This is a genomic window from Streptomyces sp. NPDC037290, assembly GCF_055603245.1.
This window is the reverse complement of the sequence record NZ_JBVJVZ010000035.1, coordinates 1-16,708: the sequence shown is the minus strand read 5'-3', so window position 1 is coordinate 16,708 and position 16,708 is coordinate 1. Positions and strand designations below refer to the sequence as shown.

Below are 16,708 nucleotides of genomic sequence, written 5' to 3'. Positions count from 1 at the left end.
CGAGCGGCTGGCGGTGATACTGGCGGGCCGTGCCGGTGTCCGACATGTCGCTGGTTTGCTGTCCGCCCACGTGATTCACAAGTGCACAAAATTGCGGCAAGTGTCTGGCTTTACCGGCCTCAGTCCCTATGCAGCCCGCCCGCCCGAGGCCAGGCTGAGCGCGTCGGCTACTTGATGTGGATCACGACTGATGACGTTTCCGGAGCGTCTGTCGAGCCGACCCTCAGGAATCTCACAGGTCGGCGTTTCGGCGCTCCATCGCACCCGCACGCGCGCCCGCCCCGCACCCCGTACCCGAAAGGAATGTCTGTGCCATGCCCACGGGAGCTATACCCGTACGGCAGCTCGCTCCGCACGACGTCGATGAGCTGACCGAAACCGCCCACAAGGTCCTTGTCATGCCCGTGGCGAAGATCGCCGAGGTGACGTTCACCAGCGCGGACCGGGTCCGGGATATGATCCACAACTTCAACGCCGACGACTTCGAGTCTCTCTACCCGAAGTACCGGGGCGGCCGTCCAAGAACCTTCACCCTCCCCGAACGCCGGGAGATCAAGAAAATCCCTGGCGGGCTACCTTCTGGGCAGTCGCCGCTGCCTGCCTGCCGCTCTCGGCATCCTGAAAGCCATCCCCGCGGGACGTGACGAGGACGAGGCTCCCGGCAGGCCGGCGTTGCGAGCGGAGCTCGCCCAGCTTGCCCGGCCGCGGTTGATCCTGGTGATGCTGCTCGGCGCGCTGTTGAACGCGGCAACCTTCGGCAGCCTCACTTTCCTTGCCCCCGTGGTGACCGACAGCGCCGGCTGGGCGAGTGGTGGATCTCTGTCGTTCTGGTGCTCTTCGGTGCCGGTTCCTTCGTGGGCGTCACCGTCGCCGGACGGCTGTCCGACCGAAGTCCCGGCCCTGTCATCGCGGTCACCGGTCCGTTGCTGCTCATCGGCTGGCCCACTCTGGCGGTGCTGGCCAACGAGCCGGCCGCCCCGTTCACCCTCGTGTTCGTGCAGGGCGCGCTGTCGTTCGCGCTGGGCAGCACGCTGATCACACGGGTCCTCTACGAGGCCGCCCCCCACGATGGCCGGCTCGTATGCGACGGCAGCGCTGAACGTGGGCGCCGCCGACGGCCCCGTCGTCGCTGCAGCCACGCTCGGCACCGAAGCCGGGGCCCTCGGACCGCTCTGGACAAGCGGGCTTCTCGTCGCGGTCGCGCTGCTCATCGCATTCCCCTTCCTCACCGTCATCACGGCCGGCCGGAGCACCGAGGTGCTGTGGTGACACATGCGAACGCGCCCTTGAACATCGAGGGACGCCGGCGGCTTGTGGAGCGCTGCCGCACCCGTCCGACCGCGCACGTCGCCGCCGAGGCCAGCTGTCAGCGCCGTGCGGTGGTGGAGGGTCTCCTCCGACTCCCGCCGTTCGGCCGCTGTTGAGACAAGGATCGTTTTCATAGCTGTCGCGCCGGTCGGCGGGCAGGGGCGGCGCGGGACCTCCCCAGGCACTGCGCCGCCGCCCGCCGGCCCGTGCATCTACCCGAGAGCCCGCGCGTTACGCGCCGTCGTCGGTTCGGCGGGCTCGCCATACCTCCAGCGCCGCCGCCAGTTCATCCTGCAGATCGGCTGGCATCGGCACCTGCTGGGTGGCGGCGACCACAGCCTCGGCCACGTCGTGCAGTTTGGTGTTGGAGTGTTGGGAGGTTCGGACCAGGATCTGCCAAGCCTCTTCCAGAGAGCACGACCAGCTCGCCATCAGCACCCCACGGGCCACGTCGATGATCGGCCGCCGCTCCAGGGCCTCCTTGAGCTGCTCCGTTTCCTCATACGGGAGTTCGGCCTGCTCGCTGGCCGGCAACTCGGTAAGCGGCCCGGCGGGTTCGAAGCCCTCGTGCTGCGCATCGCCGGCCATCTCTTCATGCCGGGGTCCACGGCCCTGGGGAGGTTGCATAAGGGCAACCTCCCCCGCATCACCGTGCCCACACCCGGTGGAGTGGAGCCCACCCAGTGGAGTGGATGCACGGCATCGCCGGTGCGATGCACAGCATCGGGTGCGCGGCATCGGATGCGCTCAGTGGCCGGCCTCCCGGCAGCGGTGCGGTCCGGGCTCCTGCGGGCGGTGCGCTTGTTGGTCGTCCTCGCGCACCGGGTGCGGCCTCTCGGCATCGTCACGGTGCGTGTAGCGGTCCATCGTGGCGCGGGCCCGGTCGGCCGCTGCGGTGAAGGCGTCATCGAGACGGCGCAGGCGCTCTGCTGTGAGATCGAGGGCTTCCGCGTCGATGCGGGACTCCCGCAGGGCCCGCAGCGCCGTCAGGTCGACCGCCTCCTGTCGGCCGGGCTCCTGCTCCTGGTCGTCTTGGTCGGGGTCCGCCCCCTTGGGTGCAAGCAGCTGCTCGGACATCGCTGCCTGCTGGTGCACGGCGACGTCGTACGTCAGGGCGCGCGTGGCGCAGCTTCTCGCGGACCGCAGCGCCGGCGAGGACGGCCCGTTCGTACTGCAACGGCACGCCGGGGTATCTCCCGCTCCCCCGGCTCCAGGCCTGGAGGCCGGGGCGCGGCGGGTGTGCTCGGGTGGGCTGGTGGCTGCTGGTCGGGGGCGGTGGTGGGCGGGCGCGGGCGGTCGGAGGTGAGGTCGGCCAGTGACCAGCGGGCGGTGTAGAGGCGGTAGGCCGGCAGCAGGCCGCGTAGCGTCTTCGGCTCGCTGATGTCCACGCAGTACGGGGCGAGCGCGGCGTCCACGATCTGTTCGTCCAGGCCCGGCTCGCGGCGGCGGCCGCGCAGGACGAGAGCGGGGTGACGGCGGGTTTCGGCGAGCAGGTGCCGGCGGTGGAACCGGCCGCCGTGGTTCATCACGAACACCGTAGCGGCGACGTCGACGGCCGCCAGCGCTATGTCGACCGCGGCGGCGACCCGGGCCCGGATGGCTGGCGCTGCGGCGCGGGCGTGCTTGAGGAGGGAGTTGATGATGTCGGCGGCCACCCCGGAGGTGAGGATCGCGCTCGCCTTCCACCACGCGCGCAGCTGCGCGAGCGGGCGGGCCTTCTGCTTCGGCGGGCGCGTCATCTTCGCGGCGATCCGGTTCAGCTTGGCGCGGGCCCGCTCGGTGACCACGGGCAGGAACCGCGGGGTGCCGTCGTCGTCGACGGCGGTGACGAACTCGTGCTCCAGTTCCTCCAGGCAGGCGGCGATCTGGTCACTGCGCCGGGAGGTGCAGCGGATCAGCTCGTGCGGCATCCCCGCAATCTCCATGACCGGGCGGCGTCCGGCGGTGACGGTGCGCGGCTCGGAGGCCAGCCCGAGCGCCTCGCACGCTTCGGCCATCACGATCTCGTTGTAGAGCGCGGAGGCGGCCACCGCGTGCTCGTACCTCGGAGTGCACCGAGCCCCACTTGCCATCGGGGCGCTGGGCTTTGACGGATAGAAGGAGGTGGTCGTGCAGGAGGGGCATCCCGGAGCGCGCCTCGTAGTGGCGGAACCGCGCGGCGACCAGACCATGCGCCGGGCGGACCTTGTAGACGCCTTGGGCGCCGACGCGGATGATCGCGGCTCGTCCTCGATCCAGGCGAGCACGGCGGCGATCGCCCGCTCGTGCGCGGCCTCGATCACCGTGCTGGTCTCCTCGTCCCCGAGCGCCCACAGGAGGGTGAGAGTGGGCTGCGGGCGGAAGGTCAGGTCGAAGCCGGTGACCTTCACCCGCCGACCGAGTGCCCCGGCCCGGCGCGCGGCCGCGGGCTTCTTCCCAGCAGCGAGCTGGTCGGCCTCGATCCGGTCGGCGTGCGGGTGCCGGCCCTCGCCGAAGAGGTTGCGCAGCTGCGCCTCGGTGACGACGTCGCCCGCCGCCAGGCCGAGCACTTCAAGACCGCGCCCCATCCATCGCCCGGCCCGGACCCCGGCCTCCTGTTGGTTGGCGAGTGGCGTGCGGGCCGGTCGGCGGCCGTCGCCGACAACGACGTGGCGCAGGAAGTAGCGGTACATCTGCCCGGCGCCGAACCGTTCGATATCCATCGTCATGCAGACCACGCAACACGGCCCTGACCTGCAATAACAGGCAGATCATCCGCACGTCCCGCCACACGAGAGGATAGCCCGAACTCTTTCCCGGCGTCCCGCCAGGCGGGGCGCGGCTCCGGCCAGCGAGGCAGTGTCATCGCTCTCCGGTCCGGCAGATTCGCGGCAGCGGTTCCGGCTCCCAGTACCCCGTTTATTGGCACTGTCAACAAGGGGGTGCGGGTGTCCCGGCCGTAACCGGTGTGGACGCGGACAGTGGCCCGGCCGCCCAGCCACACGTGCCGGAAGGTGTAGGTACGGCCGTCCTCGTCCGACAGGGTCCAGCCCTCCAGGTCCACCGCCCGCCGGGTCGAGTTGGTGACTTCCACCCACTCCCTGTTCAGCGAGCGGGGTTGGACCACGCGAGACCCTGGCTGCCCCCCACCCCCGCCCGCGGGCAAGCATGCAGCCCCTGAGGCGGAACTCGCCGCGGTCCACGACTGGCGGGGCTCGCGGATCATGCAGCGCGTACGTCAGCTGAACTACGCGGAAGCGGGCCTCGTCTCGCTGCTCCTGAGTATCCGATCGGAACTGCACTCAACCAGCCGGGTACCACGGCTCGAAAGGCTAAAGACGATCGCGGTCAGTGGCAGGACTCAACGCCGTTGACAAGTGCGACTTGAGCGTCTGCGATCCGCCCTGGAGGACATCCGCCTGTTGCCGGAACAAAACTCTCGACACGAAGGTCCCACCACTGCTGGAGCAACTCGCTGCACGCTCACCGAAATCTGCAGCATCGGCCCCGTGACCGCCATGGGCCTGCTGGTCGAGGGGGCCCTGCCGGTTCACTACCGAGGCACAATTCGCTGTCCGTTCGGGACAATCCCTCCATTTCTGCAATAAGCAAACACTCCAGACGCGGCTACCCGATAGCGCCCATTCAGTCCCAAAGGTGAAGCGCCTCAATATTGAAAGCCCGGGTTAGCCCAACTATGCCACTCATCCCAAATTGTGTGAGTTCCAGAACCATTCATCGCCATATTCCTGTCCCGGCCACCTCGTGGCCCGACGAGGATCTGATATTTCCAAAGGTCATACCCTTGAGCTCCCTTTTTGCCGAATGGCACATCAAAGAAGTATCCGAGCCAGTGATTGTCCTTCACTACTACTTGACGCAGGGCCCGTAGGGTATTGTAGTTGTAGCGTGAATCGAGCAGCAGGCTAAGATAGGATACGCCATCTGCTGCATCACCCCAAAATACGACGTTCGCATGACGAGGGAATTGGGGTTTATTATGCTGAATGTACCTTGCCAATTCGTTCAGGCCGAAGACTGAATCATTCTGCAAGAATTTTACTTGCCGATCTACCGTGGTCTTCGCTCGCAAGCCGACGTAGTAGTTCCATCGGTCGTTGTATTTGGCAAGGTCATTCACGGCTGCGGGCTGGCTCTTCATGTGTTTGTAGATGAACGAGAAGCAGCCGGTCTGGCCCCTCATCTGGTTCAGCCAGACGGCGCCACCCTTTTGAATGTCCTTAAAATAATTCCCCATGCCCGCGCCGGGCACCATAAGAGTATGCGTCTTGAGCCAGTTTCCTGTCCGGGCGTTGATTCCTCTGGCGACATATAAAGCGCGTTCTCGCACCTCCCAGGTGTTGTTGAGATTCGTTTCGATTGGCATCACACCTCTGAGCCACCTGAGATCATCATTCTTTGCGAGGTTGATGATATTACTCATGTCGCCGATGAATGCGTCTGCTCCCGGGTACTTCGCGGCCGGCCCAGCTTTTCTCTGAAACCACTCACGCTCATATAGATAGACATTCACGTGCTGCCGGTTCAACTCTTTCAGCAGCTTTATAACCTCGTTGTCGCGTTGGGTGATCGTTTGGCCGGAATGAAGATCTTCCTTGGCGGCGACCCTGAGAGCCACCGTCCTGAAACCGTTGTTGGCGAGCACCCCGGCAGCAGTGGCGTAGGATAACTTTTGCGTTTCGAACCTTAATCCGAGATCGTCTGGCTTGGGACCCTTATGCTCTCCGAGCAACTTGAGGCCTCGAATATCATCCGGATGTTGTGAGCAATCCGCAGCCGCTGCCCTAGCCGGAGAAATTCCCCCCAAACTTCCCATCACCACTAGGGCAGTTGAGAGACCAAAGCTGCATAATCTACCTCTCCATGCCATTCCGTGCTCCTCGTATAAGCCAGTCGGAGAATACATATTTTAAACGTGATCACATGAAGTGAGTGTCCCAAGGGTGATCACACCTTCGTCCCCGTGCCGGTGCTGCCTTGGCGCTGGCCTGAAGACGGGGTAGAGCCCAGTCTCGCATCTGGCTACGACCGCCGCGCCCCGGACTGTGACGCTCTGGAACGGTGGTCAGTCGCGCCCGATCCGGGCCGCCCGCGCACGGCGTGATGGGATCACGGCATCGCCGTCCAGCGCACGCCGGCCCAGTGAGCCTGGACGCCCTGCTCGTCGGCGGCCAAGGTCCTGACGTCGCTGCCCGGCGTCGGCGCCAGGACCGCCGCCACACTGCTGGTCACCGTCGGCGACGGCACCAACTTTCCCACCGCCGCCCACCTGGCCTCTTACGCCGGCCTCGCCCCCACGACCAAGTCGTCCGGGACCTCGATCCACGGCGAACACGCATCCCGCGCCGGCAACCGGCAGCTCAAGCGGGCGATGTTCCTGTGCGCGTTCGCAGCCCTGCTGGACGGCGCGCCACAGGTAGTGCTGCCGCCCGTTGATCTTGATGAACACCTCGTCCATGTACCACTTGTCGCCCGGCTGTGGGCGCCGGCGTCGCAACTGGCTGGCGTAGACCTGGCCGAACTTGGCGCACCACTGCCGCGCCGTCTCGTACGAGACCGTCACGCCCCGCTCGAGCATGAGCTGACCTCCCGGAACGAGAGCGGGAAACGGTGGTACAGCCACACAGTGAGCAATGACCTCGCCCGGATGCCGGACCCCCTTGTACGACGGCGGTAACGGCGTCCTTGAACAGGCCTTCCGGCAAGAAGGTCGACCCGAAGATCATCCCACGGAGCCCGATCGCCAAGTTGACGGTGCCGATCGACGAGTTGGTGAGCCGGACCCAGAGCGTGTCCCAAGTCATACAAGGGTTCATAACGGGGCCACGTCTCGCGGGTCATACCCGGCACACAGCGAATACCCACGGGGCCACCTGGTCCCATTGCCGGAATCCACTAGGAAGCACATCCGACGCGCTGCTCTCGAGGACTCCGATGACGCCCGGAACCCTGTGGGGGTCAACTCGACTTTCCGTATTCATCCATGGAGGATGTGACATGTCTGCTCGCCACAAGAAGATGCGTAAGACCTCGGCCGTAGTGGCTAACCGGTATGCTGCCGTGGCTCTTTCCCTGGGGATCATGGGAGGTATAGGTGCGGCCAGCGCCTCTCCCGCCTTCGCCTCCCCGACCAATGAGGCACCAGCCACCAATACCACTCCGGGCAATGCGGGTACTTCAACCTGCGCTGACAAACAGCAGGCCGAGCAGCAGGAAGACAAGCAGGCGCTTGAGCACTTCCAACAGCAGAAGAGGCATGGACGTGATGTTCCCACGGGGCATTTCGGTCCTCTGGCCCGGGTGGCTGTGGCCAACCCCGACGTCCAGAGCATTGCGCGGTGGGCGGTGAACTCAGCCAACCAGCAACAGCACCTGACAGGTAGCGCCGCCTATCATGCCGCCTCCGTCCAGAGCGCCTGGAAGAGGAGTGACGACGGCGGTTACCTGCACTACTGCGTCCAGATCCGGCTCGACCGCCCGAGCAAGCAGCTGGTGCAAGCAGAAGTCTCTGGAAGGCCCTGGGAAGGCTTCCATCTGGAGTCCTTCACGTCCCAGCCTGCTGAGGACGTGCCCATCCCCCGCCCCGTCATTCACCGACACATCACCGGTGGTGCTCATCCGGTGGGCGTGAACGACCCCCAAATCAGGCAGCTCGCGGCATGGGCGGTGGCTGAGGCGAACCAGAAGCAGCATCTGACAGGTGATGCCGCGTATCACCTGGTGTCGGTGAAGAGCCGTACGAAGCAACTTGCAGCGGGAATGCTTTACCGCCTTCAGATCCAGGTTGACCACCCGACTACAGAGACAGTGGAGGCAGTTGTGAGTGACCGGCCGCGCTGCTGCTCGGCCACGGTGAACCTGCTGCAGTCTGAAGTGGCCGGTCTTGCCGGCTACGTCAGGTGAGCATCAGAACACCGCCATGCATGGCGTCAGGTACACCGGCCGCGCCCTGCGTACCGACGGCGGCGCGTCCCCGTCCGATGCCTCCGGACTGTGGGGCCTGGTGCTGGCAGCGCGCTCCGAACGGCGGCAACACGGGGAGCCGTCCAGGCCGCGTGACCGCATGCCTCGGCCGACCAGGAGCGCGAGGATGCGGTAAGGGTTGTGCCTCTCTGTTGCGCGGCTCGCAGGACCGTCCCTGTATCCGCGCCGGTTTGTCGTGGTCGGCCTGCTGATATCCCCGTTGCGGCTGCTCTGCCCATCTCCCTTGGCTGGAGTGAGGGAGTAAGGGAGAGGCGGCGCTGCCGCGGCCGGGGATCGGCCGGAGACTGGCTCACGGTCGGTGACGCCGACTGGATCCTGTTCCTGTGTACCGCGATGCGGCGGGCAGCATAGTCCTGGCGGAGGCCCGGGTCACCATCCCGCGTTGGCGGCAGCCCGCTCAGTGGCGGGATCGACCGCCCGCAGGGTGTGGGGTATCGCTCTGGCAGCGTCCGCGATGACGAACGCGTCACGGGCGTCGGTCTTGGCTCAATGCCCGGAAGTTTAGGTTCGCCATCGTCGTGTTCGGTCAGTGGCTGTGGTGATGGTGAGTGTGATCTCCACGGTGGGGATCGGGGTGTTTTTCCTGGTCGGGCTGTAGGCGAAGGTCGAGATCGGGCGTTTGACGCGGCGGGGCTGGATCCTGGTCGGGCGGTGCTGCGGGGCGAGCTCGCGGGGATGCAGGATGGCGCGGTGGATCACCGCAGTGGGCCGATGCCCCTAGTGTCTGATGGTTCCAGTCGCGGTGATCACCGTGTTGCGGGCGGTCCGGACGGTGACGGCCAGAGAGATTCGTGAGGGAGCGATCCCGGCTTGCCGGGCAGCGTCCACAGCGATCTGCCGCGCAGTCTGGTAGACGACGAGCAGACCGAGCAGTTCCTGCCGGGCGTCGTCGGTGTGGTGGGAGCGCAACACGCGGTCCGAGCCGCGCAACCTGACCTTCAGTCCGAAGTACACGGTCTCGGCCTGCCACCTGCGGTGATAGAGCTCGGCGAGTTCGGCCGCAGGGTAGCGCTGAGGGTCCAGCAGTGTGGTGAACAGCCGCAGGGTCGTGTCAGTCGTTGTACCGTCGGCGGCTTGGACCGTCACCGTGGCCTCGATTGCGCGGATGGCCACGCCGGCGATCTGCGACGCGATCGTGCGCCGGTGACGGGTCCACCGATGAGGCGGTTGGCCTCCCAGGCCTGGCGGTAGTCGGCGAAGTGCGAGCCGATGATCCTGCTCTGGACGGCCGCAGCTCCCCGCGACCGCCAAGGTATCGTCAACTCCCCTGCTGGGAACGCTCGTTCGGCGTATTACGGCGGGTAGGGGTCGAGTACACCGGATCCTACCGGGGCAGCCCTGACACGTCACCGGCGGAGGGCGTCGAGGTGACTGAGGCCAACCAGCCGGACAAGGCCGCCCAGCGCCGCCACGGCAAGACCGACGCCGTCGACGCCGAAGCCGCTGCCCGCGCCGTGCTGTCCGGCCGCGCCACCGCCGCCCTCTACCGAATCATCCGCTGCCTGAAGCGATACACCGCGCGCGAGATCTACCGGCTCATCGTCCCCACGACGCAGGCCTCCGACCATCCAGACCCCGCACAAGCCACTGCCTGACATCCATAGGGGCATCAAGGCCCGCGCCAGCGGTGCCATCCGGCCGCCCGACTCGCCTCTGTGCTCTACTGAGAATATGAGAAATCATCAAATATGGTACTTACATGTCAGGAGGTACGCCCTTCTGGGGGCGGCAGTCCTGACCTTGGCCACGGGACTGACCAACCCACCCTGGCAGGCGGATGCCGCCGCCCGGTCCGGGGCCGGGGTGCCGAGCACCTGGATCTCCTTCAAAGGAGGCAGGCTCGTCTACAGTGCCGACGCCTACGGCAACCGCATCCCGGATTTCTCTTCTGTGGGATACTACGCCGGTGACCGGGCCATCCCCCGCAGATTCCCCGTCCGTGTCACGCTGGGCCCAGGTGGCTCCGGTGACGACACCGCACGCATCCAAGCGGCAGTCGAACGCACCGCTCGGGTCGGCGGCGGCGCGGTGGTGCTGCGGGCGGGGAGGTATCGGCTCGCCGGCACGGTGCACCTGAACCGGTCGGGAGTCGTCCTGCACGGCTCAGGATCAAGGACGGCGTTGACCGGCACGGGAAAGCCGCACACGCTCGTCGCGATCGGCGGCTCGGGGAAAATCTCCCGAAGCGGCCCAGCTCACCACGTCACTGACCGCTACGTTCCTGTGGGCTCCCACTTCGTGCATGTCAACAGGGCCCAGAAGTACTTCAAGCCCGGGAACAGAGTGATCGTCCACCGCCCCATGGGACACAAGTGGATCCATGCCATCGGCATGGACCGGATCCCGCCACGCCCGGATGGCAAACCTGTCGTCCAATGGAAAGCCGGCCTGGCACACGACTTCGAACGGACTGTCCTGCGGGTCAGCAGAAATACGATCTCGCTTGACGTGCCACTCCCTCAGGCACTCGAAAGCAAATATACGAACGCTTCGGTGTGGACATATCGATTCTCGGGCCGCATCAGGGAATCGGGGCTGCAAGACCTCGCTGCCACTGGCAACGCAATCATCCATGGCAGCGATTACATCAATCAACCGTTGGTCACGGTGAACAACGCCGAGGATTCCTGGGTCCGCTCGGTCATAGTGCACCGCTCCGGCCACGCATTTTACGTGGGTTCCGGTGCGCTCCACACTTCCATCATCAACACACAAGCGCTGGATATTTCTGTTCCGCAAAGCATTCACGCTAGGCCGGCCGCTTACACCATCGTCGGTCAGCAGACACTGATTCAAGGTTGCCGGGTCAAAGGCACTAATCTGCATGCCTGGACAACGCTGAACTATGTACCTGGCCCCAATGTGATCACCAACTGTACCGCGATCAATACCGGTCCTGGTTATTTGTTCGCCGGACCGCATGAACGCTGGGCGACGGGCACACTTTACGATCGCGTCCGCATGAATGCCACCGGCACGCTCATCGTGACTGACGCCGGAAACTCCGGCAGCGGGCACGGCTGGACCGGCGCCAATACCGTGCTGTGGAATTGCTCGGTCGGCACCTACCAGGTGGAAAAGCCACCCACCGCCTATAACTGGGCCATCGGCTGCACAGGGCGACAAGCACCGGCGGATCCCGGACACCAGCCCGGCGAGTTTCAGTCGTCGGGCCGGCACGTCTCACCCAGCAGCCTCTACGTGGAACAGCTGAAGGAACGGCATACCACCGGTCACTCGGCCTGAAAACGCAGGCCATGAGGACTCATGTGCGACGCCGCGCCGGTGGGAACTCCTTCTTGCGAGGAAGACACTGATGTCCCAGAGCCGCTTCGACCTGCGGGAGCTGGTGGAGGTCGTCGCGTTGGAAGACCTCGTGGATCCGTTCGGCTTCGACCTGGATGCCGCGGATGCGGCTCCGCGACCCCGCACACGGCGTCAGGGCTGCATCACCCCCGCGACCCGATCGTGTGATCTTCAATGCGACAAGCTGGCCGACCGCCGGCGGGCTTGCGAACATGACTCGCGCCGCCCGGCTGGGACCTCCACCTGCTGCACGCGCCGGGCGGCACTTCATGGCCCTGCCCGCCCACCTTGCCCCGCGCGCAGGGTAGGCGGAAGCGAAGAGCCCCCGGGGCTGGGGAGCCGACCGGGGGCTCGCAAACGTCTGCGGTATGGACTGAGCTTTTGCCAACTTGCTGCGCAGGACGCTCAGTTGGGCAAAGGCGGTGGATGTCATCGTGCACGCGCCGGCGTGAGGGGGTCGGCTGGCGTAGGCCTTCAGCCTCAGACCGTAGAAGTTGCCGCAACGGAAAGCGCAAGCGTCCTCGCCTGGGAGACCCACGACGTCGCCCCCGCCTGCGAGCTGCCCATCGTCGGCCCGGCGCCGTGCCTGAACATGGTCCTCGCCACGCGCGACGGGCACGTCCTGCACGTTCACGTCGAGAAATGACGTCACGGCCCCGGAGTCCTAGGGCGTGTCCGACAGGTCGCCTTTCTGCCCCGACGGGCTGTTGCTCACACCGGTGCTGAGCCGAAACGTACAGCGAGCGCCTGCGCACCTGTGGGTGCGTCCCATGTGCCGCCGGTACCGACGAGTTCGCCCCATTGCCCGCTGCATGATCCGCTGGCGTAGAGGAAAGCGGTGTCGGTGGTGTCGTTGGAGAACTTCACCGCGCCCCTGGTGAGCGGGACACACGCGTCGCTGGGCGGATCCTGGCCCTGGATGGCCTGCCCTGACGGCGTCACGTACGCGTACGTCCCGCTCGCCGCCAGCGCACTGCCGGGCAGTACCCCCAGCAGCGCGAGCGCCGAGGCGACCGCCACAGTGCCTTTGCCGAACCGGCGCAGCGCCTTTGTCGAATTCACGTCCACTTCCCCCTTGCTGGGTCAGCACTTTCCATAGGCGGACAGTGGAAGTGCAGCGGGGAGTGCATGGCCTCCCCTTCGTCGAGAGTCCGCCTGTTCGGATAGCGCCAGCAGAACGCCCTATCACGTAGAGCGGTAGAGCGCGCGTCAGGAGTTCACCTGAATAGGTGCAAGTCTGGTCGTATCCGGCCCGACCGTCTCCCCGGCCGGGAGCATGAGCGAGGGGCCCGACTCGGAGGAGCCGGACCCCTTCTGACGCGGCAGCGCGCAGGAACTGCCACAGCCACTGGTCACATGACCAGCGCGTGACCAGTAGCGGTCAGGAACAGCCAGAAACACCTGGATCAGGGCCGATTCAGACGGGAAGCGAGAACTGGCACCCGGACAACAAAATGCCTGTTCAGAGGCCCTTCATGCGTCAATCAGGGCCAGGGGTGGCGGCCCCGGCCATTGCTTCGGTACTTCACACGCCGTGACCCCTACCGCCGTACGCCTCCGGCTCCGCTCCTGACTCGCCGGGCCGTTCCTGGCTACAGTCCCGCCTGTAGCTGAGGCAGTCCATCGCTACGAGTTCCTCTACCGTCAGTGGTCATCCCAGTGACCGTCGTGCTGAGCATGGCGGTGGCCGTCGTGGACGTAGTCGACGTGGTCGCCGTGCGGCACCGCGACATGGCCGCAGCCGGGACCGTGCTGGTGAGTGTGGCTGTCATGGACGGTGTGCACGCTGGGCTCGCACTCGTCCACACGCCCTTCCTGCGCGCGATGCAGATGACCGTCGTGGACGTAGTCGACGTGGTCGCCGTGCGGCACCGCGACATGGCCGCACCCAAGACCGTGCTGGTGGGTGTGGTGAGTGTGGACATCAGGCATTGCGGTTTCCGTAGTCATTCGCAACCTCTCGTCAGCCCTACGTACGTCTGTCCTTCACCCGCAGACGCACCTTGGCGACTCTGCCAGACAGTGATCAGGTACTGCATCTAAATGACAGCTTTTGTCTAGAAACCACGCGCGCTCACGTGCGGACCCTTGATCTGGCGCCGGTTACGCCGCGACTGTACGGGCCCGCCGACAGAGTCAGTGTCTGGAACCACAGCGTTCTGTCCATCTGCCTGCCATTTCAGCCAGTGACGGCTCCGGCTGCCCTCGCGGCAACCGCCCGAAGACCCCTTCATGGCACCCTGACCCGCGGACTGCGGATGTGACACAGACCTACTAAGGACTGTCCGGCGGATCACTAACGGATCCACAGCCGGATCGCGGCGACAGCGACCGTCCCGTGAAAGACGAACGCTCTCTTGTCGTACCGGGTCGCCACGGCCCGGAAGCCCTTGAGCGCGTTGCTCGTCCGCTCAACTTCGTTCCTGCGGGTATAGAGCGCCCGGTCGAAACCAGCGGGGCGACCGCCCCGGCTTCCGCGCCGCTGCCGGTTGGCCCGCTGGTCCCTGCGTTCCGGGATGGTGTACTGGATCTGCCGTCGCCGCAGGTAGCAGCGGTTGCGACGGGAGCTGTACGCCTTATCGCCGCACAGATGGCCAGGGCGAGTGCGCGGGTGCCCGCCCGCCGGGCGTGGGACACGGATACGTTCCAGACCTGGGATCAACTGCGGCGCGTCACCCCACTGTCCGGGCGTGATCAGGATGGACAGTGGTCGGCATCCGCCGTCACTCGCCAGGTGGATCTTGGTGGTGAGCCCGCCGCGTGAGCGGCCCATCGCCTCGTCAGGCCGGTGCTGCACTGGCCGCCTACGGCGTCCAGGCACCGGTGCCGACCGGTGACGGGTTCCGGCGGCATGCTGGTGGGCACGGCACACCGTGGAATCCACGCTCACAACGCTCCAGTCGATCCGCCCCTCCGCGTCGGCGTCAGCTTGGACAGCCCGAAAGATCCGATCCCATGTGCCATCCGCCGACCAGCGCCGGTGGCGGTCATGCACCGTCTTCCATTTCCCGAACCGCGTAGGCAGGTCTCGCCACGGGGTACCAGTCCGCTGGCGGAAGAGAATGCCGTTGATGACTACGCGGTGATCCCGCCACCGACCGCCCCGCCCTACATTCTTCGGAAGGTGCGGCTGCAACCGAGCCCACTCCGCGTCCGTAAGATCACCCCGCCCCACGCGGGAGGGAACGATCCACCGCCACGCCAGTCACCGACCCGTCGGACAGGCCCTAGCCCGGAGTGGACAGGTAGCGCCTGGCTCCCGGCCGTACGCCGTCGCCGTGCCTGTCGCATCGGGGTCGCACCCGCCGCCGTTCCACACCGGCCGGAGGGCTGGCAACCTTCTTGGAGCAGGAGTCCTGCGTCGACGTCGACACGGTGGAGCAGCCCCGCCGGACCTTCGAAGCAGCCGCCCGGCTGGCCGTGAGGCTCCAGGGCGGCATGCGGGAGCGCGCCGTCGCCCGCGGCCCCCGGCCACAGCCCGCCCCGGTGACGGCCTCGCCGTCGCACACCCAGCAGCCCGGGCGTCCAGCACACGCCGGGCCGGACCGCAGGAGGGAGCACGGGGCGGTCTAAATTTCTGGGCACTCTCGCGAGCCGTGCTGTCGGAGGCGGCTTGTACCCTGCACTCATTCGACGATCGGACGATCACGGCCACGGGCAGGCGGGCAGCGGGCGTCCAGGGGTGGGAGCAGGGAGATTTCGATGAGTGACGCACATCCGATACGAAGCCGCAGGCCGGTCTTCTCGGCTGGTGCGTGCATCATCGCCGGGGTCGTTCTCGCCGCGATCGGGGCCGTCGGCGCCTGGCTCCAGCACGACGCTCCCGGCCGGAGTGCGGAGCCGCGTACGGAGTTCATCGCGCACAACCCGCCCGCCGGTCTGCCCACCGCGCTCACCACCGGCCAGCACCTCCACTGGTCCCGCTGCACCTCGCCGCCCACCGCGCGCACGGGCTATGACTGCGCCGTCATGAAGGCCCCCCTCGATTACCGGAAACCAGACGGCAGGACGATCGACGTCGCCCTGATCCGCCGCAAGGCCACCGGACCGAACGCCCGGCGCATCGGCTCGCTCGTCCTCAACTTCGGCGGCCCTGGCGTGTCCGGCGTGAGCGGACTGCCCGAATTCCTCAACCAGTACAAGCCGCTCCTCGATCGCTACGACCTGGTCTCCTTCGACCCGCGCGGCGTTGGCGCGACCATCCCCGTGCGCTGCGGGAAGACCGCGGACGACACCGGCTTCGACGGGGCCGACGCCTGCGCCGAGCACTCCGAGGCGCTCCTCCCGTACATCGGCACCTCGCACACCGCGCGCGACCTCGACCTGATGCGCTACCTCCTCGGCGACGAGCGGCTGCACTACTTCGGCGTCTCGTACGGAACGGCGCTCGGCGCGGTCTACGCCCACCTGTACCCGTCGCACGTCGGGCGGCTCGTCCTCGAAGCGTCCGTCGATCCGACCGAGGACCTCGACGAGCAGCAGCTGTCGCAGGTCAAGGCGGTCCAGGCGGCGTTCGACCGGTTCGCTGCGCACTGCGCGGCCCGTATCCGCCACTGCCCGACCGGCGACGGGCCTGAGGAGGCCGCGCGACGCATGGCGCGCCTGGCCGACCGCCTGGAGAAGAAGCCCGCCCCGGCCGGCGGCGGAAGGAACCTCGACGCCGACGACCTCGCGTACGCCGTCAGCGACGATCTCGCCCTCGGCACAGACGGCTGGTCGCCGCTCGCCAAGGCCCTCACCGCGCTGATCGACCACAACGACGGCCGTTTGCTGAGCAAGGGCGCGGACGACATCGGCTCCGCCGACCGCGCGGCGACCCCGCGCGACAGCAGCCCCGCCGCCCGGACCGCGATCACCTGCGCGGACTCCAGCGTGCGCCCCGGCGTCGAACGTCTCGACAGGGACGAGGCCCGCATCAAAGCCGCCTCACCCGTCTTCGGCGCGGCCTGGTCCATCGGCGTTTACCTCTGTTACGACTGGCCGTTCGCCGGCGAGCGCGCCACGCTCCAGGTGAACGCCGACGGCGCGGCCCCCGTCCTAGGGCGTGTATCGAATGTGCTGGTCACAGCCACTCGTTGATGGCCGCGACGAGGACGGTCGCCTCGTAGCGGACCGCGAGTTTGTCGTAGCG

The 16,708-nt window shown here is 66.7% G+C and carries 12 protein-coding genes and 7 pseudogenes; 8 read left to right on the top strand and 11 right to left on the bottom strand.

Going from position 1 to position 16,708, the window contains the following annotated elements; genetic code table 11:
- Positions 1 to 398: 398 nt before the first annotated feature.
- A pseudogene (locus tag ACZ7HQ_RS41470) lies at positions 399 to 581 on the top strand (helix-turn-helix domain-containing protein); the annotation flags it as partial.
- A pseudogene (locus tag ACZ7HQ_RS41465) lies at positions 566 to 1,269 on the top strand (MFS transporter); the annotation flags it as partial. The pseudogenes ACZ7HQ_RS41470 and ACZ7HQ_RS41465, both read left to right, overlap by 16 nt.
- 270 nt (positions 1,270 to 1,539) lie before the next feature.
- Here ACZ7HQ_RS41465 and ACZ7HQ_RS41460 read toward each other — a convergent pair.
- The 5 genes and pseudogenes from ACZ7HQ_RS41460 to ACZ7HQ_RS41440 form a co-directional block, all read right to left on the bottom strand.
- Entirely contained in the window at positions 1,540 to 1,896 is a 357-nt protein-coding gene (locus ACZ7HQ_RS41460) for an ANTAR domain-containing protein (RefSeq protein ID WP_471001713.1), read from the bottom strand.
- Between the two features lie 159 nt (positions 1,897 to 2,055).
- Complete coding sequence (locus ACZ7HQ_RS41455; protein WP_471001710.1) at positions 2,056 to 2,403, bottom strand: hypothetical protein; 348 nt, start codon at positions 2,401 to 2,403, stop codon at positions 2,056 to 2,058.
- Positions 2,404 to 2,417: 14 nt separating this feature from the next.
- Positions 2,418 to 3,959: pseudogene (mobF, locus tag ACZ7HQ_RS41450) on the bottom strand (MobF family relaxase).
- Between the two features lie 32 nt (positions 3,960 to 3,991).
- Positions 3,992 to 4,492, bottom strand: coding sequence for a lamin tail domain-containing protein (locus ACZ7HQ_RS41445; protein ID WP_471001707.1), 501 nt, complete (start codon positions 4,490 to 4,492; stop codon positions 3,992 to 3,994).
- Between the two features lie 441 nt (positions 4,493 to 4,933).
- Positions 4,934 to 6,109: a hypothetical protein gene (locus tag ACZ7HQ_RS41440; protein ID WP_471001704.1), complete on the bottom strand. Its 1,176-nt coding sequence runs from the start codon at positions 6,107 to 6,109 to the stop codon at positions 4,934 to 4,936.
- 354 nt (positions 6,110 to 6,463) lie between these two features.
- On the opposite strand from ACZ7HQ_RS41440, the pseudogene ACZ7HQ_RS41435 reads away from it, so the two are divergent.
- A pseudogene (locus ACZ7HQ_RS41435) lies at positions 6,464 to 6,691 on the top strand (transposase); the annotation flags it as partial.
- Here the strand turns inward: ACZ7HQ_RS41435 and ACZ7HQ_RS41430 are convergent.
- Positions 6,683 to 6,912 (bottom strand): annotated as a pseudogene (locus ACZ7HQ_RS41430) (DDE-type integrase/transposase/recombinase); the annotation flags it as partial. The pseudogenes ACZ7HQ_RS41435 and ACZ7HQ_RS41430 overlap by 9 nt on opposite strands.
- A gap of 372 nt (positions 6,913 to 7,284) precedes the next feature.
- On the opposite strand from ACZ7HQ_RS41430, the gene ACZ7HQ_RS41425 reads away from it, so the two are divergent.
- Positions 7,285 to 8,190 (top strand): cystatin family protein, encoded by a 906-nt coding sequence (locus ACZ7HQ_RS41425; RefSeq protein ID WP_471001701.1) that lies wholly within the window; start codon positions 7,285 to 7,287, stop codon positions 8,188 to 8,190.
- A 468-nt stretch (positions 8,191 to 8,658) separates the two neighbouring features.
- Here ACZ7HQ_RS41425 and ACZ7HQ_RS41420 read toward each other — a convergent pair.
- Together ACZ7HQ_RS41420 and ACZ7HQ_RS41415 are read right to left on the bottom strand one after the other, a co-directional pair.
- A pseudogene (locus tag ACZ7HQ_RS41420) lies at positions 8,659 to 8,757 on the bottom strand (IS110 family transposase); the annotation flags it as partial.
- 231 nt (positions 8,758 to 8,988) lie between these two features.
- Positions 8,989 to 9,624: pseudogene (locus ACZ7HQ_RS41415) on the bottom strand (transposase); the annotation flags it as partial.
- A gap of 14 nt (positions 9,625 to 9,638) precedes the next feature.
- On the opposite strand from ACZ7HQ_RS41415, the gene ACZ7HQ_RS41410 reads away from it, so the two are divergent.
- Positions 9,639 to 9,866 carry a hypothetical protein gene (locus ACZ7HQ_RS41410; RefSeq protein WP_471001698.1) on the top strand — a complete coding sequence of 76 codons (228 nt, stop codon included), beginning with the start codon at positions 9,639 to 9,641 and terminating at the stop codon, positions 9,864 to 9,866.
- Positions 9,867 to 10,011: 145 nt separating this feature from the next.
- Positions 10,012 to 11,517 (top strand): hypothetical protein, encoded by a 1,506-nt coding sequence (locus tag ACZ7HQ_RS41405; RefSeq protein ID WP_471001695.1) that lies wholly within the window; start codon positions 10,012 to 10,014, stop codon positions 11,515 to 11,517.
- A gap of 771 nt (positions 11,518 to 12,288) precedes the next feature.
- Here the strand turns inward: ACZ7HQ_RS41405 and ACZ7HQ_RS41400 are convergent.
- The 3 genes from ACZ7HQ_RS41400 to ACZ7HQ_RS41390 form a co-directional block, all read right to left on the bottom strand.
- Positions 12,289 to 12,645: a hypothetical protein gene (locus ACZ7HQ_RS41400; protein ID WP_471001692.1), complete on the bottom strand. Its 357-nt coding sequence runs from the start codon at positions 12,643 to 12,645 to the stop codon at positions 12,289 to 12,291.
- 576 nt (positions 12,646 to 13,221) lie between these two features.
- Entirely contained in the window at positions 13,222 to 13,509 is a 288-nt protein-coding gene (locus tag ACZ7HQ_RS41395) for a hypothetical protein (protein WP_471001689.1), read from the bottom strand.
- 364 nt (positions 13,510 to 13,873) lie between these two features.
- Positions 13,874 to 14,752 carry an IS5 family transposase gene (locus tag ACZ7HQ_RS41390; RefSeq protein WP_471001685.1) on the bottom strand — a complete coding sequence of 293 codons (879 nt, stop codon included), beginning with the start codon at positions 14,750 to 14,752 and terminating at the stop codon, positions 13,874 to 13,876.
- Between the two features lie 167 nt (positions 14,753 to 14,919).
- Here ACZ7HQ_RS41390 and ACZ7HQ_RS41385 point away from each other — a divergent pair, with 167 nt between their 5' ends.
- Together ACZ7HQ_RS41385 and ACZ7HQ_RS41380 are read left to right on the top strand one after the other, a co-directional pair.
- Entirely contained in the window at positions 14,920 to 15,150 is a 231-nt protein-coding gene (locus ACZ7HQ_RS41385) for a hypothetical protein (RefSeq protein ID WP_471001682.1), read from the top strand.
- A gap of 129 nt (positions 15,151 to 15,279) precedes the next feature.
- The gene (locus ACZ7HQ_RS41380; RefSeq protein WP_471001679.1) at positions 15,280 to 16,656 is read left to right on the top strand and encodes an alpha/beta fold hydrolase; all 1,377 of its coding nucleotides are present in this window, start codon (positions 15,280 to 15,282) and stop codon (positions 16,654 to 16,656) included.
- The last annotated feature ends 52 nt before the right edge of the window (positions 16,657 to 16,708 follow it).